The organism is Pseudomonas sp., assembly GCF_049653025.1.
Taxonomy (GTDB): Bacteria; Pseudomonadota; Gammaproteobacteria; order Pseudomonadales; family Pseudomonadaceae; genus Aquipseudomonas.
On sequence record NZ_JBASFM010000016.1, the window covers coordinates 48,200 to 74,166 of the forward strand.

The window sequence follows — 25,967 nt, forward strand, 5'->3', positions numbered from 1 at the left end:
GCGCTGCTACTCGCGAAAGTTGCTACTAGCGATAGCTGTCTGCGTTGAAATGCTTCTTGCCACGCTCCGCCGCACCTTTGGCGATGCGTAGAAACAACCCTGGAGCGATGCTGCACAGCTTGCCCATAACGCCCTCATGCCAGGGAATAAAGCGTTCCAGAGGGCGTGTACGCATGACCGGCCCGAGGACGGCTTGTGCCACTTCCTCGGGCTCAAGTGCGCGCGCGCCGGAAAAGGTCAGCGCGGCCTTTTCGTCACCCCGTTGCTGTTCCAACATGGCGGTTTTCACCGGCCCAGGGCCGACCAGACTGACGGCGATGCCGTAGGGTTTGAGATCACCAGCGGCGGCGATACTGAAGCCGCGCACGGCATATTTGCTGGTGGCGTAGATCGACGTACCAGGTGTGGGATAGAGCGATGCCAGGGAGCCGATGTTGATGATGTGGCCAGCATAGCCCCTGGCAATCATGCTGGCGGCCACGGCATTGGTGCCGAGAATCACGCCTTTGACATTGACGTCCAGCATCAGCTCGATATCGCCCAGTTGCAGTTCGCCGGCTCTGCCGCTGCGCAATACGCCCGCCACGTTGATCAACACATCCACCGGACAATCCTGCTCATCCAGCTGAGCCAGCAGCTGCAGCCATGAATCCTGGCTGCGGACATCCAGCTTTATGCAAACCACTGCGCTTGTGTGCTGCCAGCGCGATTGCAACGCTGCCTCATCCAGATCGGCCGCAATCACCCTATGCCCTTGCTTCACGGCGAGTTCAGCGATGCAGGCAGCAATTCCGCTGGCGGCTCCGGTAATCAGTAGGTTCATCTGGCAGGCTCCTTTGAAGTGCTGCCATGGTGGCAAAAAGAACCTAGTGCAACTTGACAGTACCTGCCATAGAACTTGACATTTTGCGCCAGGCTTCGCGAGCTAGAGCCGTGCATGCCCGTTACTACAGACTCTGTTTAAACCCGCCAAATAAAAAAGCCCCACGGCAAGGAGCAACTGCCGTGGGGCGGGAAGGGGTTGGCTAGCCAACCAGGGGAGAGACGTTGATTAGGCGTTGGGTTGCCAGCCGCCACCCAGCGCCTTGTAGATGGCGACGATGCCGCGGTACAGCTCGACCTCGGCCTGAGCCTGGGCGTCTTCGGCGCTTAGGCGTTCGCGTTCGGCATCCAGCAGTACGAGGAAGTCCACTTCACCTTCGCGGTAACGCACGGCGGCTTGTTCGGCCGCGGCGCGGCTGGCCTCGGATTGGCGTACCAGGGAGACCAGGCGCTGCTGGCGTTTGCCGTAGTCGCTAAAGGCGTTTTCCGATTCCTCCAGGGCCAGCAGCACCTGCTGCTCATAGCTGGCCAGGGCACCATCGGCTTCGGCTTCGGCACCGCGCAGACGAGCGCGTACGCTGCCCAGGTCAAACGCCGCCCAGCTGATGGTCGGCGCTACACCCCAGGCGCGGGCCGCAGACGAGCCAAGCTGCGAACCCCGTCCGGCGGTAAAACCGAGGAAACCGGACAGGCTGACCCGTGGAAACAGATCAGCAGTGGCCACGCCGATATTGGCGGTGGAGGCCGCCAGCGTGCGTTCAGCTGCGCGGATATCCGGGCGTCGGCGCAGCAGTTCGGCCGGATCGCCAATCGGCAGGGCCTTGGCAATGACTGGCAGCGGTTTGGCCGACAGATCGACCGTCAGCTGTTCCGGGCGCTGGCCGAGCAAGGTGGCGATGCGGTTGCGCGCTCGCGCTTGCTCAGCCTGTAGTTGCGGCAAGCTGGCCTCGGTGGCGGCCAAGCGAGCATCGGCGCGCAAGACATCGAGTTGATTACCGACGCCGGCATCGCGCAGTTGCTCGGTCAGGCCGCGCGACTTCTGCTGGTTCTGCAGGTTGTCGCGAGCAATCCGCTCCCTGAGCTGGGCGCCGCGCATATCGCCGTAGGCGTCCACCAGTTCGGCGATCAGGCTGATCTGCAGTTGATACAACTCTGCCTCGGCTACCTCGATCTGCGCGTCGCTGGCTTCCAGTTGGCGCTGGATGCGCCCGAACAGGTCGAGCTCCCAGGCCATATCCAGACCCAGGTCGTAGCGTTCCTGACGGATGCGCTCCTCGCTGGTCGGCGGTTGTTGCGCCTTGCCAAACTCGCCACTGGCGCGGCTGGTGATGGTGGGCATCTGGTCGTTGGCCACGTCATCGCGAATCGAACGGGCGGCGCGCAGACGGGCGAAGGCCACACGTAGCTCGCGGTTTTCCTTGAGCGACTGCTGCACCAGCTGGTTCAGGGTCGGATCATCGAACTGCTGCCACCAGACCGCCTCGAAACGCGTGCGGTCATAGTCTACGGCTTCCAGGCTACTCAGCTTGGCCGGTTCAGTGGCCGGCGCCTGGTAATCGGGGCCGACGGCGCAGGCACTGACTGCCAGGGCGAGCAGGGCGGGCATCAACAGTTTCATACCTGCACCTCCTGCAAACGGGCGGCTTTTTTCGCTTCGCGGTTCTCCACGAAGGCGCGAATCAACACGTAGAACACCGGGGTCAGCAGCAGGCCGAAGAAGGTCACTCCGAGCATGCCGCTGAATACCGCGACGCCCATGGCATGGCGCATTTCCGCGCCGGCACCGGAGGACAGCACCAGCGGCACCACACCCATGATAAAGGCGAAGCTGGTCATCAGAATCGGCCGCAGACGCAGGCGGCAGGCTTCCAGCACCGCACTGACACGGTCCATGCCTTCTTCCTGTTTCTCTTTGGCGAATTCGACGATCAGGATGGCGTTCTTACAGGCCAATCCCACCAGTACGATCAATCCGATCTGGGTGAAGATGTTGTTGTCGCCACCGGCCAGGATCACCCCGGTGATGGCCGACAGCAGGGTCATCGGCACGATCAGGATCACCGCCAGCGGCAGGCTCCAGCTTTCGTACTGAGCAGCCAGCACCAGGAAGGCCAGCAGCACGCAGAGCGGGAAGACGAAGATCGCGCTGTTACCGGCGAGGATCTGCTGGTAGGTCAGGTCGGTCCACTCGAAGCTCATGCCGTTGGGCAGCTCTTCCTTGAGCAGCTTGGCGATCGCCACCTCGGCCTGGCCGGAGCTGTAGCCGGGTGCTGCCGCGCCGTTGATCTCGGCGGTAAGGAAGCCGTTGTAGTGCATCACCCGATCCGGACCTGAGCTGGCGCTGACCTTGAGGAAGGCCGACAGCGGCACCATTTCGCCACGGTTGTTGCGCACCTTGAGCTGGCCGATCTGCTCCGGTTCCAGGCGGAACTGCTGCTCAGCCTGCACGTTGACCTGATAGGTACGGCCAAAGCGGTTGAAGTCGTTGGCGTACAGCGAGCCCAGGTAGATCTGCATGGTGTCGAAGATGTCGCTGATCGCCACGCCGTGGGTCTTGGCCTTCTCGCGGTCGATGGCAGCATCGATCTGCGGCACGTTGACCTGGTAGCTGGTGAACACCGACATCGGGTCCAGCTCTGGCAGTTGGCGGGCCTTGGCGATAACGTTCTGGGTTTGCACGTACAGCTCGTCGTAACCCAGGTTGCCACGGTCCTGCACCTGCAGGCGGAAGCCGCCGATGGTGCCCAAGCCTTGTACCGGAGGTGGCGGGAAGATCGCCAGGTAGGCTTCCTGAATACCCGCGAACTGGCCGTTAAGCTCGGCGGCAATGGCTCCGGCGGACATGCTTTCGTTTGTGCGCTGGTCGAAGTCTTTCAAGGCGACGAAGACGATGCCGCTGTTCGGGCTATTGGTGAAGCCGTTGATCGACAGACCTGGGAAGGCGATGGTGTTGGCCACGCCTGGGTGTTTACCGGCGATCTCCGACATCTGCTTCATCACATCTTCGGTGCGATCCAGGGTCGCCGCATCCGGCAGTTGGGCGAATGCCACCAGGTACTGCTTGTCCTGCGCCGGTACGAAACCCGTCGGGGTAGTGGCAAAACCCAGGTAGGTCAGGCCCATCAGCCCGGCATAGACGAACAGGGCGATGCCGCTGCCGCGCAGCACGCGCTTCACGGTGCCGACATAGCCATGGCTGGCACGATCAAACGCCCGGTTGAACGGCTTGAACAACCAGCCGCCGAACAGCTTGTCGAGCACCTTGGAAAAACGGTCTTTTGGCGCATCGTGGCTTTTCAGCAGTACGGCGGCCAGGGCAGGGGACAGGGTCAGCGAGTTGATTGCCGAGATCACCGTGGAGATGGCGATGGTCAGCGCGAACTGCTGATAGAACTGTCCGCTCAGCCCGGAAATAAAGGCCGTGGGGATAAACACCGCGCAGAGCACCAGGGCCGTGGCGACGATGGGACCGGTCACTTCCTTCATCGCCTGTTTGGTGGCTTCCACCGGCGACTTGCCCAGGCCGATATTGCGTTCGACGTTCTCCACCACCACGATGGCGTCGTCGACCACGATGCCGATGGCCAGCACCAGGCCGAACAGCGACAGCGCGTTGAGCGAGAAGCCGAACATGTGCATCACGGCGAAGGTGCCGATCAACGACACCGGCACGGCGGCCAGCGGGATGATCGAGGCGCGCCAGGTTTGCAGGAACAGAATCACCACCAGCACCACCAGGATGATGGCTTCGAGCAGGGTGTGTACCACCGCCTCGATGGAGCCGCGCACGAAGATGGTTGGGTCATAGACAATTTCGTAGTCAACGCCCTGCGGGAAGCTCTGCTTCAACTCGGCCATGCGTGCGCGTACCGCATCGGAAATCTCGATGGCGTTGGAGCCGGGGCGCTGGAATACCGGGATCGCGACTGCGGGTTTGTTGTTGAGCAGCGAGCGTAGAGCGTACTGACTGGAACCCAACTCGATCCGTGCGATGTCCTTCAGACGAGTGATTTCGCCGTTTTCACCGGCGCGGATAATGATGTTCTCGAACTCTTCCTCAGTGACCAGACGGCCCTGGGTGTTGATCGACAGTTGAAAGCTGTTGCCCGCATCCGACGGCGGCGCACCGAGCGAACCGGCAGCAACCTGGCGGTTCTGCTCGCGGATGGCGTTGACCACGTCCGCAGCAGTCAGATTACGCGAGGCGACCTTGTTCGGATCGAGCCACACCCGCAACGAGTAGTTGCCCAGACCAAACAGCTGCACATCACCGATGCCATCCAGGCGCGCCAACTCGTCCTTGATATTCAGCGCGGCGTAGTTGGACAGATACAGCATGTCGTAACGGTCGTCTGGCGAGGTCAGGTGCACGACCATGGTCAGGTCGGGCGAGGCCTTGTCGACCGTCACACCGAGACGCTGCACTTCCGTAGGCAGAGTCGGCATGGTGCGGGTCACGCGGTTCTGCACCTGTACCTGGGCGTTGTCCAGATCGGTGCCCAGAGCAAAGGTGATGGTCAGGGTCATCTTGCCGTCGGCAGTACCCTGGGACGACATATAAAGCATGCCTTCCACACCGGTAATCGCCTGTTCCAGCGGTGAGGCAACGGTTTCGCCGATCACCTTGGGGTTGGCACCGGGGAAGGTGGCGCGCACCACCACGGTAGGCGGCACCACTTCCGGGTATTCGCTGATCGGCAACTGGAACAGCGAGATGGCCCCGCTGATCAGGATCAGCAGCGACAGCACGGCGGCGAAGATTGGCCGCTGGATAAAGAATTGCGAGAAATTCATCGTCTTTCTACCTATTTAACCGCGTGTTAGCCGCGCGGCGCAGTGACGGACTGGGAGGCTTTCTCGGCCACGCGCGGGGTGCTACGGGCGTCCACGGCTTGGCGCTGACTGGCCAGGGCGGCGAGGGTCTGTGCATCAGCCATCGGCACGGCCTGTGGATCAACGGTCGAACCCGGGAAGGCGCGCTGCAGGCCGTTGACCACGATCTGCTCGCCCTTGGCCAGGCCGCTGCGCACAATGCGCAGGCCTTCCAGCTTCGGCCCCAATTCAACGGCGCGGTACTGCACAGCGTTGTCCTTGTCGAGCACCAGCACGAACTTCTTGCCCAGGTCCGTGCCGACCGCGGCGTCCTGAATCAGGGTGGCATCGTAAGTGCCGCTGCCCACCAGTTTCAGCCGCGCATACAGGCCGGGGGTGAACTGGCCATCACGGTTGTCGAATACGGCGCGACCACGGATGGTGCCGGTCTGCGGGTTGACCTGGTTGTCGAGGAAATCCAATTGACCGAGGTGCGGGTTACCGTCTTCGCTGGACAGCCCCAGGTACACCGGGCTGGCATCGCGGGTCTCTACGCCGGCCTTGCGCGCCAGCTCGACGTACTTGAGGAACACACGTTCGTCGGCGTCGAAGTAGGCGTAGACCTTGTCGGTGCTGACCAACGAGGTGAGCTTGCTCTGCCCGGCGTTAACCAGGTTGCCCTCGGTGATCTCGGCGCGGCTGACACGCCCGTCGATGGGCGCGGTAACGCGGGTAAAACTGAGGTTGAGCTTGGCGTTATCCAATTCGGCCTGGATGCCGGCGACCGCGGCTTGCGCCTCGGCGGCGGCACTGGCACGGGCATCGGCCAGTTCGGCGGAAATCGCGTTGCTCTTGCGCAGGCGTTCGCCACGCTGGGCTTCATTGACGGTGCGGGTCTGGCTGGCGCGCGCTTGTTGCAGCTGGGCTTGCAGCCGCTTGACCTCGGCCTCGAACGGACGCGGATCGATCTGGAACAGCAGCTCGCCTTTTTTCACCAGGCTGCCTTCATCGAAGGCCACCCGGTCGATATAACCAGAGACACGAGGGCGGACCTCTACCGACTCAGGCGCTTGCAGACGCCCGGTGAACTCGTCCCATTCATTGATCGGTTGCTGAATGACTTCGGCGACGCTGACCTTGGCGGCCGGCATCTGCTGGCTGGTTTCCGCGGCCTTGCCGCATGCGCTGAGCACCAGAATGGCCGCAAGGGCCAAGGGAAAGCGCCAAGTGAGATTGTTTGACTGTTCCATGTATGACTCCGCCAGTCGGATTTGTGAATGGGCGGAGTGTGTGGCGAGAAGCTCCCAGCGACGAATCGAAAGACCCGAAGATGAGTATCAGTGAGAATGATGATTGGTAGGCTTGTATCGACAAACAGCTATGTGAGCACAGAGTGCTGAGTTAGAGCGCTAGAGCAGGCTGTCAGGGTCGCCGCAGAACATCTGGATACGCGAACGCAGCCAACGCTCGGCGGGGTCGTTGTCCTGGGCACCGCGCCAGGCCATGGACAGCTCGAACGGCTGAGTCGGCATGGGCGGATCTTCGGCGCGCAGGCCGCCAGCGGCGGTCAGGGCCGCTGCGGTGTAGTCCGGCACCATGGCCACCAGATTGGTGCCCGAGAGGAGGGTGCCCAGACCGTTGAACTGTGGCACCGCCAATACCACACGGCGCTTGCGGCCGAGCTTGGCCAGCTCCTCGTCAACGAAGCCGCCCAGATCACCAGCAAAGGACACCAGGGCATGTGGGCGCTCGCAATAGTCGTCGAGGCTAAGTGGGCCAGGCACCGTATCGGCGCGCAGCAGCTTGGGTTTGGAGCGGCGCAGGGTCTTGCGCTTGGCATTGGCCGGCAATTCATCGGTGTAGCTGACGCCCACGGAAATCTCGCCAGACGCCAACAGCGACGGCATCAGCAGGTAATTGGTGCGGCGCACCACCAACACCACACCCGGTGCTTCGGCGCGCAGGCGTTTGATCAGCGGCGGCAACAGGCCGAACTCGACATCATCCGACAGGCCGATACGAAACACGGTGGTGCTGGTGGCCGGGTCGAAGTCGGCTGCGCGGCTGACCGCCGTAGAAATCGAATCCAGCGCCGGCGAGAGCAGGGTGGCGATCTCCATCGCCCGGGCGGTGGGCTCCATGCTGCGGCCGGTGCGCACGAACAAGGCGTCATCAAACAGGCTGCGCAAACGGGCGAGGGCGGCGCTGATGGCCGGCTGCCCGAGAAACAGCTTTTCCGCCGCACGGGTCACGCTGCGTTCATGCATCAGCGTTTCAAAGACGATCAGCAGGTTGAGATCGACGCGGCGAAGATCGTTACGGTTCATCCGGTGTCCATTCTGGAGTGGCGGCAGTTTTGCGCGCGACTCAGGCTAATGCCGAATGCCATTGCCAGGCAATACACCACTGAAAATGATCGGCGGCTGGCTTATCATCATCGACAGGCATGGTGAATATCACCCCCGAGCGGTGGCATTGCCAGCAAAGCCCCGATAAAGTCCGTGGCCATAAGCGGTCAACCGACGAGGTTAGTTATGTCCCGCATCATCCGTTTTCATCAGTTCGGCGAGGCCGATGTCCTCAAGATCGAAGAGCACTCGAGCCCAGCACCTGCTGCTGGTGAGGTGCTGATCGATGTCGAGGCCGTGGGCGTCAGTTGGTATGACGTACTCTGGCGGCAGAACCTGGCCAATACCCCGGCTCAATTGCCTGCGGGCCTAGGCCATGAATTGGCCGGCACGGTGCTGGCAGTCGGGGCAGGGGTCACAGACCTGGCGATTGGTGATCGGGTTGCCAGTTTCCCTGGGCACAACGCCAATCGTTACCCCGGTTACGCCGAACACGCGGTATTGCCACGCAGCTCCTTGACCCGCTACCCGGATCAACTGACTCCGCAGCAGGCCAGCGTGCACTATTTGCCCTCAATGGTTGGCTGGTTCGGGTTCGTCGAGCTAGCGCGCCTGCAGCCGGGTGAAACAGTACTGGTGACCGCAGCAAGTCGTTGCTGGGGGCCTTACATCGTGCAGATGGGCAAAGCGCTGGGCGCCACCATCATTGCAGCGACTGATAGCGACGAAGACAGTGACTTCCTACGCAAGCTGGGCGCAGATCACATCATCCTTACCGAAGAGCAGGACTTGGTCAGCCGCGTCAGCAAGCTAACCGATGGCCGCGGCGTCAATGTGGTGATGGATGCGCTCGGCGGCCCGCAGATGTGTCTGCTGGGCGATGCCATCGCGCCACGCGGTCGCTTGATCCTGTACGGACTGCAAGGTGGCAATGAAACGCCATTCCCAGCCTGTGCAGCGTTTCAAAAGAACATCCAGTTCTTCGTGCATTGCATCGGCAACTTCACCGGCAAGGAAGAACTGAACATTCCGCAGGATGAAGTCGCCCTTACCAAAGCGCTGCAAGGGATCAACCAATTGACTGCCTACGGTCTGCTGTTGCCGCTGATCGACAAGGTCTATGCCTTCGACCAAGTGGTTGCAGCGCATCGCTACATGGAAACCTGCCCAAGCCGCGGTCGAGTGCTTTTGGATCTGACTGCAAGCGATTGAACATAACTTTCGCTATGTGAATGACGGGACAAAGGACTCCAAGCCGTCACGCTATTGATTCGCGAACCAGCGCCTCCGCACCGAACGGGTGAGGGCGCTGTACCTCACCACTTTGCCATGGAGGCCATGGTTTAGCGTATCGGCACCACCTCTGCTGTTATTTGTTCAGCCTTCGCGACCATGCCTTTGTTTGTCAGATCAAGAGCCAGTTTCTCGGCTGCTGATTGCAGTTTGTAGCCCTTGGCGTCGATCCTCTCGCTGGACAGCTTGACACGCTTTCCGCCGTTCACAACGTACATGGTCCTAGCCTCTGGCTTCAGTTGCACGCTGATAACCCAGCTACCACTCTTTGCCTTGCTGGGGAGTGGTAACGGCTCCCATGCCAGGCTGCCGTCTTCTTTCTGAATGATCTCTATGGCAGCCGCAAGCGCGTGCCGCCTGCGGTTTGCAGCAGCCCATGCCTGGGTTGGGGTCTCATATCGGATTGCAGCTTCCAGGCAGTACACCCAATGGCTCGGGGATGCGTCCACAAGGAAACCACCCTCGAAGCCGCTCTCTACTCCGTACCCGATCACCTTTCCCATCCTGCTTATCTCCCTTTGGTTTTTTCCTTCCTTTTATAGTTTGACCATACCGCGAGGAACGCCGTCAAGCGCGACAAGCAGCGCGAGAGTCTGCACCAACACCGTTTTCATCGCTGCGCTGATCGTCTACGGCTTCCAATAAGCGCTTATGCGAGGCTTTCAGAGAAATACGCTGCGTGATACCAGATTGCGCATAACGCAAAGCCTGCGGCCTTTCTGGTGCCTTTCTGGCTATATGATTCGCATAATGTATATTATGTTAAATTACATTTATGAACACCGCTATCGATCAGCGGTGTGAGCCTCCTGACAAAAAAAGAGAAAAATCCTGATCAAAAAGAATCTTTGATAATCAGAGTCCTACAGACGCTCAGCCATTTCACTCCCCTCCGTGGGTGAAATTCACAGTCTAAAAAAGAGACTGGTGCCCAATTTATGCCTGACTAAAAAAAGCAAAAAGTAGACAAATCTCAACTCGCTTACTTACATGTAGCTCACTAGCCACTGCTCGACAATGTCGCTGGAGTCGCCTATGTCCTTAGCTACAGATTTAGCGCCGCGCCCGATATTTTGCGGTCCCGACGCCATAGGCCTTAGCGTTGAGCAGTATTCCGCTAGTTATCCTTGTGTCTTGGCGTACCTCCGTAGTTTCTCGCCTTCAATAGGCGTAGAAAACGATGTCTTATGGGGGCGGCAATTTTTAAGTCACCACACACGTGTCTCCGGCACATACAATTCCTATCGCGCAATTGTAGAGCGCTTGTTGCTTTGGAGTTGGATATTTGAAGGCAAATCAGTCTTAACCTTGAATAGAAGTGATTTCGGTCGATTTTGTTCGTTTTGTGAGCAGCCACCCGAGAGTTGGATTGGAGCCGGCCGGCTGGTTCGTTTTTTGAACACCGATTCGGGTCGAGTTCAAAATGACTCTTGGCGCCCATTCGATGCCAGTGGTCAGGCAGGATCAGATAACTATAAGCCGTTCACAGGCGCACTGCGTCAGGTGCAAAGCATCAGCAGTTCTTTCTTCAATTTCCTTCACGCAAACGATGCGGCAGCAGTTAATCCCGTGGTCATGAGCAGATCGAAGAATGGGCGCGCAGATAAGCGACACCAACCTAGTCGGCAGTTTTTAACTTCAGAGCAAATATCTAAGGTAATTGACGTTTTAGAGCGTCTCGCAGTAGTCGACCCCGCTCTGGAACGCCCCCTCTTTATCGTGGCTGCCACTGTATATATGTGCCTGCATGGAACTGATTTAGCGTCAACTGATGGCTACTGCCCGACCATGAACTGCTTCGTCATGGAGGAAGATAATTGGTGGTTTATTATTGATCGGCCAGGCTCCTCACCTCACAAGCTCGCAGTTCCTTCGCACTTTTTGCCTTATCTGAAGCGCTACCGGATCAGCCGAGGGTTGCTGCCACTGCCAGGACGCAATGAGGACGAGCCCATGTTGCATAGCAATCGTGGACGCCTGGGGCTATGTGAGCGCCATATCCGCGAAGTAGTAAATGATGCGCTAAAACAGGTACATTCCGATATCAACGAGAGAGAAGGAAGTTGCGCAGATTGGAATATATTGCTTTCTTCCAATATGCGCTTTTTAAAAGATAGTGGCGCGAAGATTGCCGCTCTAACCCAGTCGCCTTCTGAGTTGCAACATAATCTTCGCAGTGGGAGCCTTACTTATACGTATGGCAGATATTACGTTGACCCATAAATCATTATCACGCCAGCAGTTGTTACTCTGCTTGCCATAATTTTTTATGTGGCCGGTGCTAGACGTTGTTTTGGAGGGCGTGGCAAGGCTTACTCAAAAATTTCGTTGGCTTTGCGCCTCCCCTCAGAGACGATAGGTCTTTGGGACGCCAATACATTGCGTAGCCAACCTAGCGTATGCCCCGAAGGCTCTACCTCCATCATGTCACCATGGACCTTGCCATCATCCCGCAGCCAGCCTTAGGACTCTATAATCACTCTATAATCACTCTATAATCGACTATAAAGACCTATAGAACCTTAGATCTAGAGCGGTGCAAGGCTGCTCCCGCTGCGACTCAGGTTATCGGGCTCCACGCCGAGCCGAGTGGGTGCTGCGAATCCTACGAGCTTGAGCAATCCGTCTAAACGGAGCAGCCAACTGGGCCCGATACCCCGTTGGGTAGTCCCCCTCTTGCAGCCCTACTTGTGCATCGCCGAGCTTGTCTGCTCCGTCATAGAAGGTGCCAAACAAGTGATCCCACAGAAGTAAGAACTCACCAAAATTAACCTGAGCATCTTCGAAATCACGCTTGTGGTGCCAGCGGTGTGTCTCCGCGACGCCGATCACATTGCGTAGCCAGCCTAACGAGTAGTCCAGGTTGGAATGCTGGAAAGCGAGATGCACAGTCAGGATGCCAAACCAAGTTGCGACAAGGGCTGATGGTGTTCCCATCGCGAAAAGCACCAAGAGTCCGGGACCGGCCATGATCGCTGCGTGTAGGGGATGTCGGCGCTCGCCATTCATCCAGTAGAGTCGCTCTGCGCTGTGGTGTGGTTCATGTAGGTGCCATAGCCATGGCACGTAATGGCTGAGCCGGTGCATGGCGTAGAGACTGAGATCCAAAACCATGGCTACGATGAGCAACTGGCACCACAGTGGCAGATCCGTTGGGAAGGTACGCACAGCGTCAGGCACCCAATCGCCCAGCCGAGCCAGGATCGCGGCGGTGAACTGGATGACAGACAGATTCACGATCATGTGAAGCAGGTCGGTCAGCGTGTCTTGGTGGTCGGCAAGCCAGCTCTTCCGGAATGGCTGCAGGCGTTCCAAGATAGCGACCGGAATAATTCCGACTACGGCAATGAGGGCTGTGCTGGGCCAATATGGCAAGCCTTTGTAAAGCAGCCAGATCATCCAACCCGCCGTACCGCCAAAAATAACTGGATAGCTGAACCAGCGAATCACGAACTTGAGGCAATTGGTCATCGTACAGTCCTCCCCTTGATGACCATAACGTTAAGCTGCTTCAGCGGTGCTGGCTTGAACGAAAAAGCTGCTCTCAACTGCTAAGACTGACTTGCTTCAAGGCCGAAGACGGATCGAGGCCAAACAGGCTGCGAAAGGTCCTAGAAAAGTGCGCGGCATCCGAGAATCCTGCAGCGTGGGCCGCCACGGTCAAACTTTGGCCTTCCGTAATCTGTTGCAGCGCAGTGACCAGACGAAGCCACTTCCGGTAACTACGCAGTGGCAGACCGGTCTGTTCAACAAACCAATGTGAAAAGCGAGTCGGCGAAAGGTGGATCAGATCGGCTAACTCTTGCCTGCCATTAGCGGGTTTGCTCAACGCTTTAAGGACAAGCTGTAGCCGTGTATCGATTGTCGGTAGATCGGTGAGATTAAGAAATTGGCGTACCGCTTCCCGCATCTGTTGGGCTGAGATATCAGGAGTTGCCAACAGTCTTTGCAGAGACGAAATGCTTTGTACATCTATAGGCAAAATGTTGGTTGCGGCATTGAACACCTGTGCTTCCTCAGACAAGGCGTCAAGGTAAATCGAAATGACCTCCACCGCTTCGATTCGGTGAGTTACGCCTGCCTGGATACAGATAGCTCGGGCTGTGACGCTGCTACCGGGGGTTATCACGGTCAAGTCATTGGTTATTCCGATAGTGATCTGGTGAGCCATGTGACAGTGCCAATCATGATGGCCTGCCTGCCCCGAAAATACTCCAAACCCTGGAGAGACCCAGGCCTTGCCGTGCCAGCGGACACCCTGCGTTGCAATCACCTAATACTTCCTCGGCTTTTTTGCGCCCTGCTCTTCTGCCTGTCGCTCTTTCATTGAAACCACGACTCGATGCTTCGTAGCGAACAGGACTGCCTGTCCACAGAGGGAGCCTTGCAGATCCTCTAGTTTGATCGAGATCAACGAAGTGCTGCAGTGGTCGAAAGGAGCACTCATGCCTTGGAGCAATCTGCTATCGTCGCACTATCGCCTTGCTTGGTGAATCGTTGTGCGTCGAATTGGATTGGTTCTGGTAATGATTGTTAGCCTAGTACTGCCGAGCTTCGGCGGTATGGCTTTCAGCATGCCGGCACAACCTTGTCCGATGCAGAACAGTGATCACCTAGATCATGCAATGGCTGATGCTCCGTGCTGCGAGCATATGGATAAATCCGATGGGCTGGCCGGAAAATCCCCCTGTAAGTCCGGCCAGGACTGCAAGACTGGAGGTCTTCTTCAGGCAGCCGTGATTAAGACTATCTCCCCTCGCCCTTCACGCCCCGAGTCGCTACTGAACCAGTCGGTGATCAAGCGTGAGCCCGCAGAGCTTTGGCGCCCTCCTCGCTTCGCCTAATGCACTGATCCATCGCGCCTGCTTAGCAGGTGCGCCGTCGCTACCGTGCACTGCGCGGTAGCGACTTCGATCAATCGCATTGGAGGCGAAAGCATGTCAGCTTTCCTTTTCACACGCCGTGGCTGTATGGGCGTGCTGGCTGTCGCATTCTGGGCAGTCCCTTTTGTTGCCGTTCAGGCTCAACCCCTGACGTTTGAGCGCGCGCAATCACTTGCAGAACAAACCGCACCTGAGAACCTCGCGCGACAAGCGCAGGTCGCATCGGCACAGCAGGCTGTAGAGCCCGCGGATGCCCTACCCGACCCCAAGCTGATCCTCGGTGTCGACAACCTGCCTATCGAAGGGCCGGATCGTTACACCCTCAATAGGGACTTCATGACCATGCGCCGCATTGGGCTCATGCAGGAGGTCCCCAATAGCGACAAACGCCAGGCTCGACGCCAGTTGGCCGAGGCCTCCGTTGTTCGGGCCGAGGCCGAACAGCGAGCAATGCAACTGGAGATCAAGCGCCAGACGGCATTGAGTTGGCTGGATGTGTACTACGCCGAACGTAGTGTCGGCCTCTTCGATCAATTGGAGCGGCATATCGACATGCTCCGCTCGACTGTGCAATCGCTGATTGCCGGCGGCAGCGCCCAACCTGGCGAGCTGTTACAGGCCGATCAGGAAGCACTGGCATTACAGGATCGACGAGATGAACTCAACCGCGATGTGGCGATCGCCCGAGCCAAGCTGCGCCGCTGGATCGGCAATGAGGCCGATCAGCCTCTGACGGGAAACGTGCCCAGCCTGAGCCTCGAAGCTCCGCATTTGCAGCACCGTTTGGCTCAGCATCCCGACTTACGGGCAGCATCGGCCCGGGTTGGCGAGGCCAGCGCTGAGCTGGACGAGGCGATCGCCGAGAAGACGCCTGACTGGGGTGTTGAGCTTGCCTACAACAACCGCGACAACCAGTTCGGCGACATGGTGATGGTGCAGTTCACTTTCGACCTGCCGATGTTCGTTGGCACCCGCCAGGGGCCCAAGATCAGCTCCAAGCAGCAGAGCGTGTCGCAGATGGAAGCCGAGCAGGAAGTGCTGCTGCGCGCCCATCAGGCCGAGCTGGAAAGCGGCCTGGCTGAGCTTGAGCAATTACGTAGAACCCTGGCGCGCACCGAAAGCACCATGATTCCACTGGCAAGCAAACGTGCCGATCTTGAACTGGCCGCCTACCAGGCCGGCAACAGCCAGCTGACATCCGTTATCACCGTCCAGCGCGATCTGATCGAGGCGCAGCTACGGCAGCTCGAACAGCAGCGCAAGCTGAGCCAACTCTCCGCAAGCCTGTATTACGCCTATGTGGAGGGACTGAAATGAAGATTTCTGCATTTGGTTTTGCGGTCGCTATGCTGGCCGTTGGCATTGCGGCGGCAGGAAGTGGCTACTGGCTGGCCCAGAGGCAGCCTGGACATGACGTCATGCCAAGCAGCGCACCGACGAATGAGCGCAAAGTGCTCTACTGGTACGACCCCATGCAACCGGGGCAGCGCTTCGATAAACCGGGCAAATCACCCTTCATGGATATGGAGCTTGTCCCCAAGTACGCAGGGGCTGCACAGGAATCGTCTGCTCTGAGCGTGCCTGCTCAAGCCGTGCAAAGCCTTGGGATGCGAACCTCAAAGGTGGTTCGCGGTGTACTTCCCTCCGGCATCGAGGCTGTCGGTTCTCTGGCCTACAACCAGCGCGAGGTGGCGAACCTTCAGGCCCGCGCTGGCGGATTCGTCGAACGCGTCTACGGACGTGCCCCGGGCGATGTGCTGCCCGCCGGCACGCCTCTCGTCGACCTCCTGATTCCCGAGTGGTCTGCAGCCCAGCTTGAGTTCCTGGCGGTACTGCGCACCGGTGATGCCCGCCTGATCGCTGCAGGCCAGGAACGACTGCGCCTGCTGGGCATGCCGCGCGCACTGATCGAACAAGTTCGACACAGCGGAAAACCGCAGGCGGTGCAAACCCTCACCACACCTATCAGCGGCGAGCTCCAAACCTTGGAGGTACGCGCTGGGATGACCGTCGAAGCCGGGCAGGATCTGGCGCGTATCAACGGGCTGTCCACGGTCTGGCTCGATGCGGCAATACCCGAAGCGATGGCTGGAGCGGTTCAGGTTGGGAGCGACATCCGGGCCACCCTGACAGCCTTCCCCGGGCAACCGCTACAAGGCCGTATCATCGCTTTATTACCGAGTGCCGACCCGCAGACGCGTACGATCACCGTGCGCAGCGAACTGTCCAACACCGCAGGCAAGCTGCGCCCCGGCATGTTCGCGGCCGTGCGCTTGGACAGCGATGTCGAGCCGCCCGTACTTCTGGTGCCGAGTGAGGCGGTGATCCGTACGGGCAAACGTGCGCTGGTCATGCTGACCAACGGTGACGGGCGCTACCGCCCCCAGGAAATCATCCTGGGCCGTGAAGCCGATGGGCGCCTGGAAGTGTTGTCTGGCCTAGAGGAAAGTCAGGCCGTCGTCACCTCTGGCCAGTTCCTCATCGATTCGGAAGCCAGCCTTCAGGGCGTCATGGCCAGCAACGCGGAACAGAACAGCGCGAATGGGCTGCATGAGTCTCATGGTGTGATTCGTGCTCTGGACGCTGAGGAAGTCACCCTGGAGCACGGGCCCTTCGAGAGCCTGAACATGCCCGGTATGACCATGGCATTTCCACTGGCCAGCCCCGAAGTAGCGGCTGGGCTTAAGCCCGGGGATCACGTGCGTATCGGCGTCCGCCAGACGGACTCTGGCCTGCAGGTCGAGCGGCTGGTCAATCAAGGAGATCAGCCATGATCGCGCGTCTGATCCACTGGTCTATCGGCAATCGCTTTCTGGTGCTGCTGGCGACCCTGTTCATCACCGCCCTGGGCATCTGGTCACTGCGCAACACGCCGTTGGATGCACTGCCGGATCTGTCCGACACCCAGGTCATCATCCGCACCAGCTTCCCCGGCCAGGCACCGCAGATTGTCGAGAACCAGGTGACCTACCCGCTGGCCACCACCATGCTCTCGGTGCCGGGGGCGAAGACAGTGCGCGGCTACTCGTTCTTCGGCGACTCCTTCGTTTATGTGCTGTTCGAGGACGATATCGACCTCTACTGGGCGCGCTCGCGGGTGCTGGAGTACCTCAACCAGGCGCAGGAACGCCTGCCCGAGGGTGTTACCACCACCCTTGGGCCGGATGCCACCGGCGTGGGCTGGATCTACCAGTACGCCTTGGTCGACCGCAGCGGCCAGCATGATCTTGCCCAGCTGCGGGCACTGCAGGACTGGTTCCTTAAGTACGAACTCAAGAGCCTGCCCAACGTAGCCGAAGTGGCCACCCTCGGCGGCATGGTCAAGCAATACCAAGTGCTGCTCGATCCGCAGAAGCTAGTGGCTTATGGGGTAACTCAGCAGGAGGTCGAAGCGGCGCTGAAGAGCGCCAATCAGGAAACCGGCGGCGCCATCCTGGAGCTGGCAGAGCGCGAGTACATGGTGCGGGCTTCAGGCTATCTAGAAAGCTTGGAGGATTTCCGCAATGTGCCGCTTCGGGCTTCGGCAGGCGGAATTCCGGTGCTTCTGGGTCAGGTGGCCACCATTCAACTGGGACCAGAGATGCGGCGTGGCATTGCCGAGTTGGATGGTCAGGGTGAAGTGGTAGGCGGCGTAGTCATCCTTCGCTCCGGCAAAAATGCCCGCGATACCATCGCCGCGGTGAAGACCAGGCTGGACAGCCTGAAGGGCAGCCTGCCGGCCGGCGTCGAGGTGGTCACCACCTATGACCGTTCGCAACTGATCGACCGCGCCATCGACAACCTCAGCTATAAGCTGCTGGAAGAGTTCGCGGTGGTTGCCCTGGTTTGCCTGATCTTCCTCTGGCACCTGCGCTCGTCGCTGGTCGCGATCATCACCCTGCCCCTGGGCATCCTTATGGCCTTCATTGTCATGCGCTACCAGGGCGTCAATGCCAACATCATGTCGCTCGGCGGGATCGCCATCGCTATCGGTGCCATGGTCGACGCAGCCGTGGTGATGATCGAGAACGCGCACAAGCACATCGAGGCCTGGAAGGCCCGGAATCCTGATGAGCACCTCCATGGCGAGGCGCACTGGCGAGTGATCGGCGAAGCCGCAGCCGAAGTCGGGCCCGCGCTGTTCTTCAGCCTGCTGATCATCACCCTGTCCTTCCTCCCCGTTTTCACTCTGGAGGCTCAGGAGGGCCGGTTATTTGGCCCACTGGCCTTTACCAAGACCTATGCCATGGCGGCCGCCGCCGGACTGTCGGTCACCCTGGTGCCAGTGCTGATGGGCTACTGGATTCGTGGGCATATCCCCAACGAACAGCAAAACCCGCTAAATCGCTGGCTGATCAATGCCTACCGGCCGGTGTTGGAAGCGGTGCTGGCTTGGCCGAAAACAACGCTGACGCTGGCATTGGTGGTTTTTCTCTCTAGCGTCTGGCCACTTAGCCAGCTAGGCGGTGAGTTCCTGCCACCCATGGATGAGGGCGATCTGCTGTACATGCCATCTGCCCTGCCCGGCCTGCCGGCAAGCAAGGCCAGTCAGTTGCTGCAGCAGACCAACCGGATGATCCTTACCGTGCCGGAAGTGGCGCGGGTGTTCGGCAAAGCCGGTCGAGCAGAAACGGCCACCGACCCAGCGCCGCTGGAGATGTTCGAGACCACGGTACAGTTCAAGCCGCGCGATCAGTGGCGCCCGGGAATGACACCAGAGAAGCTCATCGAGGCATTGGACCAGGCGGTGAAAGTCCCGGGACTGTCCAACATCTGGGTTCCGCCGATCCGTAACCGCATCGACATGCTGGCCACGGGGATCAAGAGTCCCATCGGGGTCAAGGTGGCCGGAACCGCACTGGCCGAGATTGAGCGCATAACGCGTGACATTGAGGCAGTGGCCAAGGAGGTAGCTGGCGTGAGTTCAGCGCTGGCAGAGCGGCTGACCGGCGGGCGTTATGTGGATATCCAGATCAATCGCCTGGCCGCAGCGCGCTATGGTCTGAGCATCGCCGACGTGCAGGCGGTGGTATCGGGCGCTATAGGCGGCAGTAATATCGGTGAAACGGTCGAGGGGCTGGCCCGCTTCCCGATCAGCCTGCGCTATCCCAGGGAGTGGCGTGACAGCCCGGAGGCCTTGCGGCGGCTACCAATTCTGAGCGCAGCGGGCCAGCAAATCACGTTAGGAACCGTTGCCCAGATCAGCCTGACAGAAGGCCCAACGATGTTGCGCAGCGAGAACGGCCGTCTCTCGGGCTGGGTCTATGTCGATGTCCGCGGACGCGATCTGGCTTCGACTGTGCGTGAGCTGCAGCAGCGCGTCGCCGACCGCGTCCAGCTGGACGCCGGCATGACCGTCTCCTACTCAGGTCAGTTCGAGTTCCTGGAGCGCGCCAATGCGCGCCTGACCTGGGTGGTTCCGGCGACACTGCTGATTATCTTCGTGCTGCTCTATCTAACCTTCAACCGTTTGAGCGAGGCCTTGCTGATCATGGCCACCTTACCGTTCGCCCTGACCGGCGGCGTCTGGCTGCTCTACTGGCTGGGTTTCAACCTCTCGGTGGCCACTGGCGTAGGCTTTATTGCGCTGGCTGGTGTGTCTGCAGAGTTCGGGGTGATCATGCTGATCTACCTGCAGAACGCCTGGCATTCCCGAGTTGAAGCGGGCCGTACAGATAGTCCTGCTTTGCTTGAGTCCATTCGAGAGGGGGCGGTGTTGCGCGTGCGACCGAAGGTGATGACGGTCGCAGTGATCATTGCCGGTCTATTGCCGATCCTTTGGGGCGACGGAGCGGGATCTGAAGTAATGAAGCGAATCGCCGCACCGATGGTCGGCGGGATGATTACCGCACCGTTGCTGTCGATGCTGGTGTTGCCGGCTGCCTACTGGTTGATACGGTGCAAAGGACGTTGATCTCAAACCAACAGGCGTGAAGATTATTCGGGTCAACTGGATAAAAATCTAAGTTGACCCGAATTAGTTCATCTCTTCAGCTACAGCAGAAATCCCCGGCCCTAAGTCACGCCTGATACTCGCGATATTCGGTTAGTAACGATGTCGGTCGGCTCAGTACGAAAAAGTCTTTGCCGCTATCAGGTCGAAAAAAAACGCTGCAAGAGGCCGTCACTCAACCACTGACGCAACCAGCTCACGGCCTGCGCCGGTGCCTGCTCGCCCAGGTGAGTTAGCTCGCCGCACAACTCAGCAAAGCTCCAGCCCTGATCGGTCATGCCCTGCAGCGCCGCGGCTTCATCGGCCGCCAGGCTGCGATAACGGGTAATCAATTGATCGCGCCAGATCAGGCAAACCTCGGCTTTGGCCAATACCTGGCTACCGGGAAACTCGCCCTGCTCCTTGCATGCTCGCCAGATTGCCAAGCTGTTATTCCCGCACACCTGCCACTGCACGCTGGGCAGCAGACGCAGTTGCAGAGTTGGCCAATCCTCGACAGGCATCTCGGCCATCTGCGTCAGGCTCATGGGCTGCCCTTCGGGCGCATCGAAGGCCAGGGTAAAAGCCCACTCCAAGCGCGCCAGCTCACTCAGCGGCGCGGCCTGCGCGGGTACTAGATAACAATCGATAAAATCGGCGAGCTGCGCACCAAGCCAGCGCAGGCTGAAATGCTGCGACGGATGAACGCGCAGATAGGCCAGCGCCAGGGCGTCGAATTCCTCATCACCGAGCCAGCCATGCACAGCTGGGTAATCACCGAGTAAAGCCTCCAGCAGCCGCGCGCGGTAGGCGTTGTGGTAGATCGCCAAGCCCTGCTCGGCACTCAGGGCCGCGCTGCCCAGAAGGCTCGCCTGCAGCGCCGGGTTGGGCTGAGCATCAGGGCTCAGCAAATAGGCCTGCACTTCGTGCTGCCAGTCATTCAGGCGCATCGGGCAGCCCCCTGAAGCGCATCGGCGGCCACACGGCGGGCCTTGTCCAGCTCGCAGAGCAGTTCATCCAGAACGGGGAAATGATCATCGCGTTCGAGCAGGGTGGAAACCGGCCCAAGGTGCTGCAGCGTGCGTTGGTAGAGCTGCCAGACCGGGTCGCTGACCGGCTGATCATGGGTGTCAATCAGGTAGCTGCCGTAGTCGCTGTGGCCGGCCAAGTGCAACTGACGCACACGCTGCTTGGGCAGACTGCTGATGAACTCCCACGCATCAAAACCATGATTGCGCGCACTGACATAAACGTTGTTAACGTCCAGCAGCAACTCGCAGCCACTGAGCTCGCTGAGAGCGGCGAGAAACTGCCATTCGCTGAATTGATCATCGGCGCAGCGCAAGTAACTGGAAACGTTTTCCAGCACCAGCGGCCGTTCGATTACATCCTGCACCTGGCGCACCCGCGCAGCCACGTGCTGCAGACTTTCCTCGGTGTAAGGCACCGGCAACAGGTCATGCAGCTGGTGGGCATTGCCCCGGCTCCAGCATAGGTGATCGGAGATCCACGCCGGCCGCACTCTCTCGGCCAGATGTTTGAGCTGGCGTAGGTAGTCGCGGTCCAGCTCATGCGGGCCGCCAATCGACAGCGACACACCATGCATCACCAGCGGGTACTGTTCGCCGATGGCATCGAGAAAGTAGAGGGCCTTACCGCCCGCCACCAGGTAATTTTCCGAGACGATCTCGAACCAGTCGATCGCCGGCCGTTGTTCAAGAATGGCTTGGTAGTAGGTACTGCGCAGGCCCAGGCCAAAGCCCAGATTGTCGCGTTGAGCATTCATCACTGACTCCTTGCTCGGTGATGCGGGGCAACCGCACGGCGGTCGCCCCGGCTCACTTACTCGCCGACAGTACCCTTGGCAGCGTTGCACTCAGCCAGAGTCATAGACTTGAAGCCGTGGCCTTTGCAAGCGCCCTGGCCTTTGCAGCTGTTTTCGGCGGTCTTGCAGTCATTCTGGCCTTTGCAGGACGTTACGCCGTAGCAATGTACCTTGGCCTCTTCGGCCACCACGACAGTGCTTGAAAGGCCGGCAAACAGGCTTGCAGCAGCGAGCGCGATAGCAGCACCAGCAGCGGTATTTTTAATCGTCATGTGCGTATCCTCGGGTGATCTTGATTGGCCGGGCAAAAGGATTTTCGCGTGCCGGCATTCAACTAGAGCCACGAGGCGAGATGGCGTTACAACAAAGTTGAAAAATTCACAGCTCAAAGAAGATTCCCTGCTGATATCCAATGCCAAGGCCAGCAGAGCGCGTGCGACAATATTCAGTAAAGCTGCCTAGTAGCTGCAATTGAAATCATGCTGCCGACCGGAAACCATTGGCAAAAGCAGACACTGCCCGTCCGACCGGCTTCCTTGCCTGATGCTCGCCGGTCGGTGGACAGATGTAAGGAGTATAGGGCATCCAGCTATGGCGCTGAGTGGCCGGAAGTTGCTCGTAAATAGGTCACTAGTGGTCAACTTTCGACTCAAAGCAATCATTCGCCTGTCACGATACTTGCCCGAGAAGCTTAGCGGCTGGAGCTGGGGCGCTTTGCCTTAGATAACTCGTTTGACGCTCAGGTACTCGCCCTTGGTCTTCAGCGTGATGGTCACGTCGCTGTTACTGCGGTTGCGCCAGAACCAGCCGTGGGTACCGTCGAAAATTGCAGTTAGTTCGCCTTTGTCGCCTTTGACCTGCTTGGCCTTGCTGTAGCTGTGGTAGTAGTCCTTGGGGCCGTTGTAGGGCTCGCCGTGGGTGTCGTGGTTGACCGGAATGCCATTGGTCGTCCACTCGTAGCTGACCGTGGCCTTGTCCAGCATTTCCAGCTTGATTTCACTGGCCTCACCTGGCTTCAGGGTGACGGTTATCTCGTCAGACTTCAGGGCTGGCTGTGGCTCTGCGGCTGGTTCAGCCACAGGCACTGCCGCGACTTGCTCTTGAGCTACCGGCTGAACAGGCACGGGGGCTTGCACAACGGGGGCCGCAGCGGGTTGAACCGCTGCATCCGCAGCCGCTTCTTCGGCCAGGGTTTTCTTCATTTCGCCCATCTGGGTCAGGCCGAGTAAGCGGCCAACGCCCGTTGGGTCGATGGCGTACTCCGAAGGCATCACTACAGTGACCAGTAAGGCTGCGGCAACGCCCACGGCGATCACAGTGGAGCGCAACAGTTGGCGGCTGGTAGGCAATTCGCTTTGGGTCGGAAGCTTGGTATTGAACATGCTGAGAATTCCTTACTGAGAGACGATCAGGCCGGTGAGCTGGTAACCCATCAAGAGGAAACCGGCGCTCATCATGGCGACGTTTGCGGTATATGCATGGCGCCAGAAGCTGGCGGTGCGTCGCCAGTAGCCCATGACAATCAGGATGGCGCTCAGGGCCAGGAGCTGGCCGATTTCGACGCCGACGTTGAAGGCGATCAGGTTGGTGATCAGGCCATCTGCCGAGATCTCGTATTCCTGAATCTTGGTCGCCAGACCAAAGCCATGCAGCAGGCCGAAAATCAGCGTGGCCGCTTTGGTGTTCGGCTGATGGCCGAACCAGCGCTGGAATGCGCCCAGGTTATCCAGCGCCTTGTACACCACCGAGAAACCGATTATGGCGTCGATCACATAGGAACTGATGTTGATTTCCGCCAGTACGCCCAGCAGCAGCGTCACGGTGTGACCCACGGCGAACAGCGTGACGTAGAGCCCCACGTCCTTCAGGCGGTAGAGAAAGAAGATCACCCCGAAGAGGAACAGCAGATGGTCGTAGCCAGTGATCATGTGCTTAGCGCCCATGTATATAAACGGCAGCACCATCACCCCGGAGCTTTCCTGGATAAAGCCCTTGTCGCCCTCGGCGACAGCGTGGGCCAGTGCGTCAGGCATGCCGAGAAACAGCAATGCCGTGAAGAGCAGCAACAGTAGTAACGAGCGATTCGGACGCACGACAGATGAGTCCATTGCGCCCATAGATAGCGAATGCATGGCTGAGTCCTAAATTAAAGGGGGCTTGGGCCGCACAGCGGCCTGTGTCAGAGCACGAATGTGGCGCGCGGTGGCCGCTCGATCAGGAAGATCGGGCTTGGAGGAATGGAGTAATGAGGGGCTGGTATCGGCTGCGCACGTTCTGGCAGCGTGCTGATGCTCAGCAGCGTGGGCAGGTGCGGTGTTTCATGTAGATGGTCGGCGGTCAGCGGCGAGTGGCAGTGATCCCCGTAAGTAGCACAGGCCAGCGTCTCGTCACCATGCGCATGCGAATGAGCACCGTCACTGCCACCCAAGGCAGGCTGGCTCGACCCCATAAACAGCGCAGAGGTATGCCCAGCCCAAGCCATCAATATGGCGAGAGCAAGGGCAAAAATTACCTTGGTGCTGATGGGATTGCTGAGCATGTTGTGGTTCTTTCGATGCCTGAGCGGGTGGCTTTTCTGGAGGGGTGATCGGTTTGACCGTATCCCCCCAGGGGGGATAGCATGTGAGCGTAATTCATCGACGCACGAGACTCAAGGCATGAGCGATCACGAACACGGCCACCAGCACCAAAGTCATGGCGACATCATCAAAAGGTTGAAGCGTGCGGAGGGCCACCTGCGCAGCATCGTCACCATGATCGAAGAAAGCCGGGCCTGCGTCGACATCGCGCAGCAGCTGCATGCCGTGGAAAAAGCCGTGTGCCAGGCCAAGCGTGTGCTGATCCAGGATCATATCGATCACTGTCTGGAACACACGATCGAAGCACTCGCAACCGGCGAGCGCGCGTCACTCGAAGATTTCAAGCAAATCACCAAGTACCTCTAGGTCATTACCCCCATGTCGAGCTTCGTCGAACTGCTGCAACAGGGGGCCTCGCAGGCCTGGCTGTACTTCCCCAGCGCCATTCTGCTGGGTGCTTTGCACGGCTTGGAGCCAGGGCACTCGAAGACCATGATGGCGGCGTTTATCGTGGCCATTCGTGGCACGGTGAAGCAGGCCATTCTGCTAGGCCTTGCCGCAACGCTTTCGCACACCGCCGTAGTCTGGCTGGTGGCCATGGCTGGCATGTACCTAGGACAAGGCCTGGATGCCGAAACCACCGAGCCTTATTTCCAGCTCGCGTCCGCAGCGATCATTATCACTATCGCCTTGTGGATGCTTTGGCGCACTTGGCGTGGCGAGCAGATGTGGCGCTTCGAGGAGGGCAATGACCATCACCAACACGATGAAACCCATCGCATCGATACCGGGCATGGGTGTATCGAGCTGTCGATCTTTGAAGAAGGAGTTCCACCACGCTGGCGGCTGAAGTCCTTGAGTGGCCATACCTGGTCGGCTATTGAAGTGAGCCTGCTGGCTACCCGGCCCGATGGCCAGACCGAACAATTCTGGTTCGTAGACCGAGGAGGCTATCTGGAATCACTGGTCGAGATTCCTGAGCCCCATGACTTCACTGCACGGCTTAGCCTGGGCCATACCGGTCATTCCCACGACTATGACCTGGAGTTCCGCGAGCACAGCCACGGTCATGAGCATGCTGAGCAGGAGGAACTGGAACTGTCGCTGGAGGGCTATCAAGATGCCCATGAACGGGCGCACGCCAACGACATCCGCAAACGCTTCAGCAGCCGTAACGTCACCACCAGTCAGATCATCATGTTCGGCCTAACGGGAGGGCTGATTCCGTGTCCGGCCGCAATCACCGTGCTGCTGCTCTGCCTGCAAGTGAAGGAAGTTGCGCTGGGAGCCGTACTGGTGTTGTGCTTCAGCATTGGTTTGGCCATCACTCTGGTCACCGTTGGCGCTGCCGCCGCTATCGGCGCTCGCCAAGCCTCCAGTCGCTGGCCGTGGCTTGGCGCTGTAGCGCGTCGCGCCCCTTACCTGTCCAGCTTGCTGATCATCGGCGTGGGGATTTACGTCGGTTTCCACGGTTGGATCGGCCTGAACGCCTAG

At 59.3% G+C, this 25,967-nt stretch carries 21 protein-coding genes; 7 read left to right on the forward strand and 14 right to left on the reverse strand.

The window, feature by feature from the left end; genetic code table 11:
• Window positions 1-25 precede the first annotated feature (25 nt).
• The 5 genes from WBK23_RS11995 to WBK23_RS12015 form a co-directional block, all read right to left on the reverse strand.
• A complete protein-coding gene (locus WBK23_RS11995; RefSeq protein ID WP_424484180.1) occupies window positions 26-823 on the reverse strand; it encodes an SDR family NAD(P)-dependent oxidoreductase in 798 nt (265 codons plus the stop codon).
• Window positions 824-1,051: 228 nt separating this feature from the next.
• A complete protein-coding gene (locus WBK23_RS12000) occupies window positions 1,052-2,440 on the reverse strand; it encodes an efflux transporter outer membrane subunit (RefSeq protein WP_424484181.1) in 1,389 nt (462 codons plus the stop codon).
• Complete coding sequence (locus tag WBK23_RS12005; RefSeq protein WP_424484182.1) at window positions 2,437-5,616, reverse strand: efflux RND transporter permease subunit; 3,180 nt, start codon at window positions 5,614-5,616, stop codon at window positions 2,437-2,439. Before WBK23_RS12005 ends, WBK23_RS12000 begins: the two co-directional genes overlap by 4 nt.
• Before the next feature lie 26 nt (window positions 5,617-5,642).
• The gene (gene mexE, locus WBK23_RS12010) at window positions 5,643-6,884 is read right to left on the reverse strand and encodes a multidrug efflux RND transporter periplasmic adaptor subunit MexE (RefSeq protein WP_424484183.1); all 1,242 of its coding nucleotides are present in this window, start codon (window positions 6,882-6,884) and stop codon (window positions 5,643-5,645) included.
• A 159-nt stretch (window positions 6,885-7,043) separates the two neighbouring features.
• A complete protein-coding gene (locus WBK23_RS12015; RefSeq protein WP_424484184.1) occupies window positions 7,044-7,961 on the reverse strand; it encodes a LysR family transcriptional regulator in 918 nt (305 codons plus the stop codon).
• A 207-nt stretch (window positions 7,962-8,168) separates the two neighbouring features.
• Here WBK23_RS12015 and WBK23_RS12020 point away from each other — a divergent pair, with 207 nt between their 5' ends.
• Window positions 8,169-9,194 carry a zinc-dependent alcohol dehydrogenase family protein gene (locus WBK23_RS12020; RefSeq protein WP_424484185.1) on the forward strand — a complete coding sequence of 342 codons (1,026 nt, stop codon included), beginning with the start codon at window positions 8,169-8,171 and terminating at the stop codon, window positions 9,192-9,194.
• Window positions 9,195-9,325: 131 nt separating this feature from the next.
• Here WBK23_RS12020 and WBK23_RS12025 read toward each other — a convergent pair whose 3' ends face one another.
• A complete protein-coding gene (locus WBK23_RS12025; protein WP_424484186.1) occupies window positions 9,326-9,778 on the reverse strand; it encodes a hypothetical protein in 453 nt (150 codons plus the stop codon).
• Between the two features lie 892 nt (window positions 9,779-10,670).
• On the opposite strand from WBK23_RS12025, the gene WBK23_RS12030 reads away from it, so the two are divergent.
• A complete protein-coding gene (locus WBK23_RS12030) occupies window positions 10,671-11,498 on the forward strand; it encodes an integrase (RefSeq protein ID WP_424484187.1) in 828 nt (275 codons plus the stop codon).
• Between the two features lie 342 nt (window positions 11,499-11,840).
• On the opposite strand, the gene WBK23_RS12035 is transcribed toward WBK23_RS12030, so the two are convergent.
• Both WBK23_RS12035 and WBK23_RS12040 read right to left on the reverse strand, forming a co-directional pair.
• A complete protein-coding gene (locus WBK23_RS12035) occupies window positions 11,841-12,746 on the reverse strand; it encodes a sterol desaturase family protein (RefSeq protein ID WP_424484188.1) in 906 nt (301 codons plus the stop codon).
• Window positions 12,747-12,819: 73 nt separating this feature from the next.
• Window positions 12,820-13,548: a helix-turn-helix domain-containing protein gene (locus WBK23_RS12040; protein WP_424484189.1), complete on the reverse strand. Its 729-nt coding sequence runs from the start codon at window positions 13,546-13,548 to the stop codon at window positions 12,820-12,822.
• Between the two features lie 664 nt (window positions 13,549-14,212).
• Between WBK23_RS12040 and WBK23_RS12045 the strand changes: the two genes are divergently transcribed.
• From WBK23_RS12045 to WBK23_RS12055, 3 genes are read left to right on the forward strand one after another with little or no spacing between them, the layout of a single operon-like run.
• On the forward strand, window positions 14,213-15,475 hold the full coding sequence (locus tag WBK23_RS12045; protein ID WP_424484540.1) for a TolC family protein: 1,263 nt from the start codon (window positions 14,213-14,215) through the stop codon (window positions 15,473-15,475).
• Complete coding sequence (locus WBK23_RS12050; RefSeq protein WP_424484190.1) at window positions 15,472-16,932, forward strand: efflux RND transporter periplasmic adaptor subunit; 1,461 nt, start codon at window positions 15,472-15,474, stop codon at window positions 16,930-16,932. Before WBK23_RS12045 ends, WBK23_RS12050 begins: the two co-directional genes overlap by 4 nt.
• On the forward strand, window positions 16,929-20,051 hold the full coding sequence (locus WBK23_RS12055) for an efflux RND transporter permease subunit (protein WP_424484191.1): 3,123 nt from the start codon (window positions 16,929-16,931) through the stop codon (window positions 20,049-20,051). The genes WBK23_RS12050 and WBK23_RS12055 overlap by 4 nt, the downstream gene beginning before the upstream one ends.
• 179 nt (window positions 20,052-20,230) lie before the next feature.
• Here WBK23_RS12055 and WBK23_RS12060 read toward each other — a convergent pair whose 3' ends face one another.
• From WBK23_RS12060 to WBK23_RS12085, 6 genes are all read right to left on the reverse strand, one after another.
• On the reverse strand, window positions 20,231-21,019 hold the full coding sequence (locus WBK23_RS12060) for a DNA-binding domain-containing protein (protein WP_424484192.1): 789 nt from the start codon (window positions 21,017-21,019) through the stop codon (window positions 20,231-20,233).
• On the reverse strand, window positions 21,010-21,855 hold the full coding sequence (locus tag WBK23_RS12065) for a DUF692 domain-containing protein (protein WP_424484193.1): 846 nt from the start codon (window positions 21,853-21,855) through the stop codon (window positions 21,010-21,012). The genes WBK23_RS12060 and WBK23_RS12065 overlap by 10 nt, the downstream gene beginning before the upstream one ends.
• A 56-nt stretch (window positions 21,856-21,911) precedes the next feature.
• Window positions 21,912-22,166, reverse strand: a complete 255-nt coding sequence (locus tag WBK23_RS12070; protein ID WP_424484541.1) for a hypothetical protein — start codon at window positions 22,164-22,166, stop codon at window positions 21,912-21,914.
• Between the two features lie 447 nt (window positions 22,167-22,613).
• Window positions 22,614-23,276, reverse strand: a complete 663-nt coding sequence (locus WBK23_RS12075) for a transmembrane anchor protein (protein ID WP_424484194.1) — start codon at window positions 23,274-23,276, stop codon at window positions 22,614-22,616.
• A gap of 12 nt (window positions 23,277-23,288) precedes the next feature.
• Window positions 23,289-24,026, reverse strand: a complete 738-nt coding sequence (locus tag WBK23_RS12080) for a HupE/UreJ family protein (protein WP_424484195.1) — start codon at window positions 24,024-24,026, stop codon at window positions 23,289-23,291.
• Window positions 24,027-24,073: 47 nt separating this feature from the next.
• On the reverse strand, window positions 24,074-24,433 hold the full coding sequence (locus WBK23_RS12085; RefSeq protein ID WP_424484196.1) for a hypothetical protein: 360 nt from the start codon (window positions 24,431-24,433) through the stop codon (window positions 24,074-24,076).
• 118 nt (window positions 24,434-24,551) lie between these two features.
• Between WBK23_RS12085 and mreA the strand changes: the two genes are divergently transcribed.
• Together mreA and WBK23_RS12095 are read left to right on the forward strand one after the other, a co-directional pair.
• Window positions 24,552-24,839, forward strand: coding sequence for a metal-sensing transcriptional repressor MreA (gene mreA, locus WBK23_RS12090; RefSeq protein WP_039588631.1), 288 nt, complete (start codon window positions 24,552-24,554; stop codon window positions 24,837-24,839).
• Window positions 24,840-24,851: 12 nt separating this feature from the next.
• Entirely contained in the window at window positions 24,852-25,967 is a 1,116-nt protein-coding gene (locus tag WBK23_RS12095) for a nickel/cobalt efflux transporter (protein ID WP_424484197.1), read from the forward strand.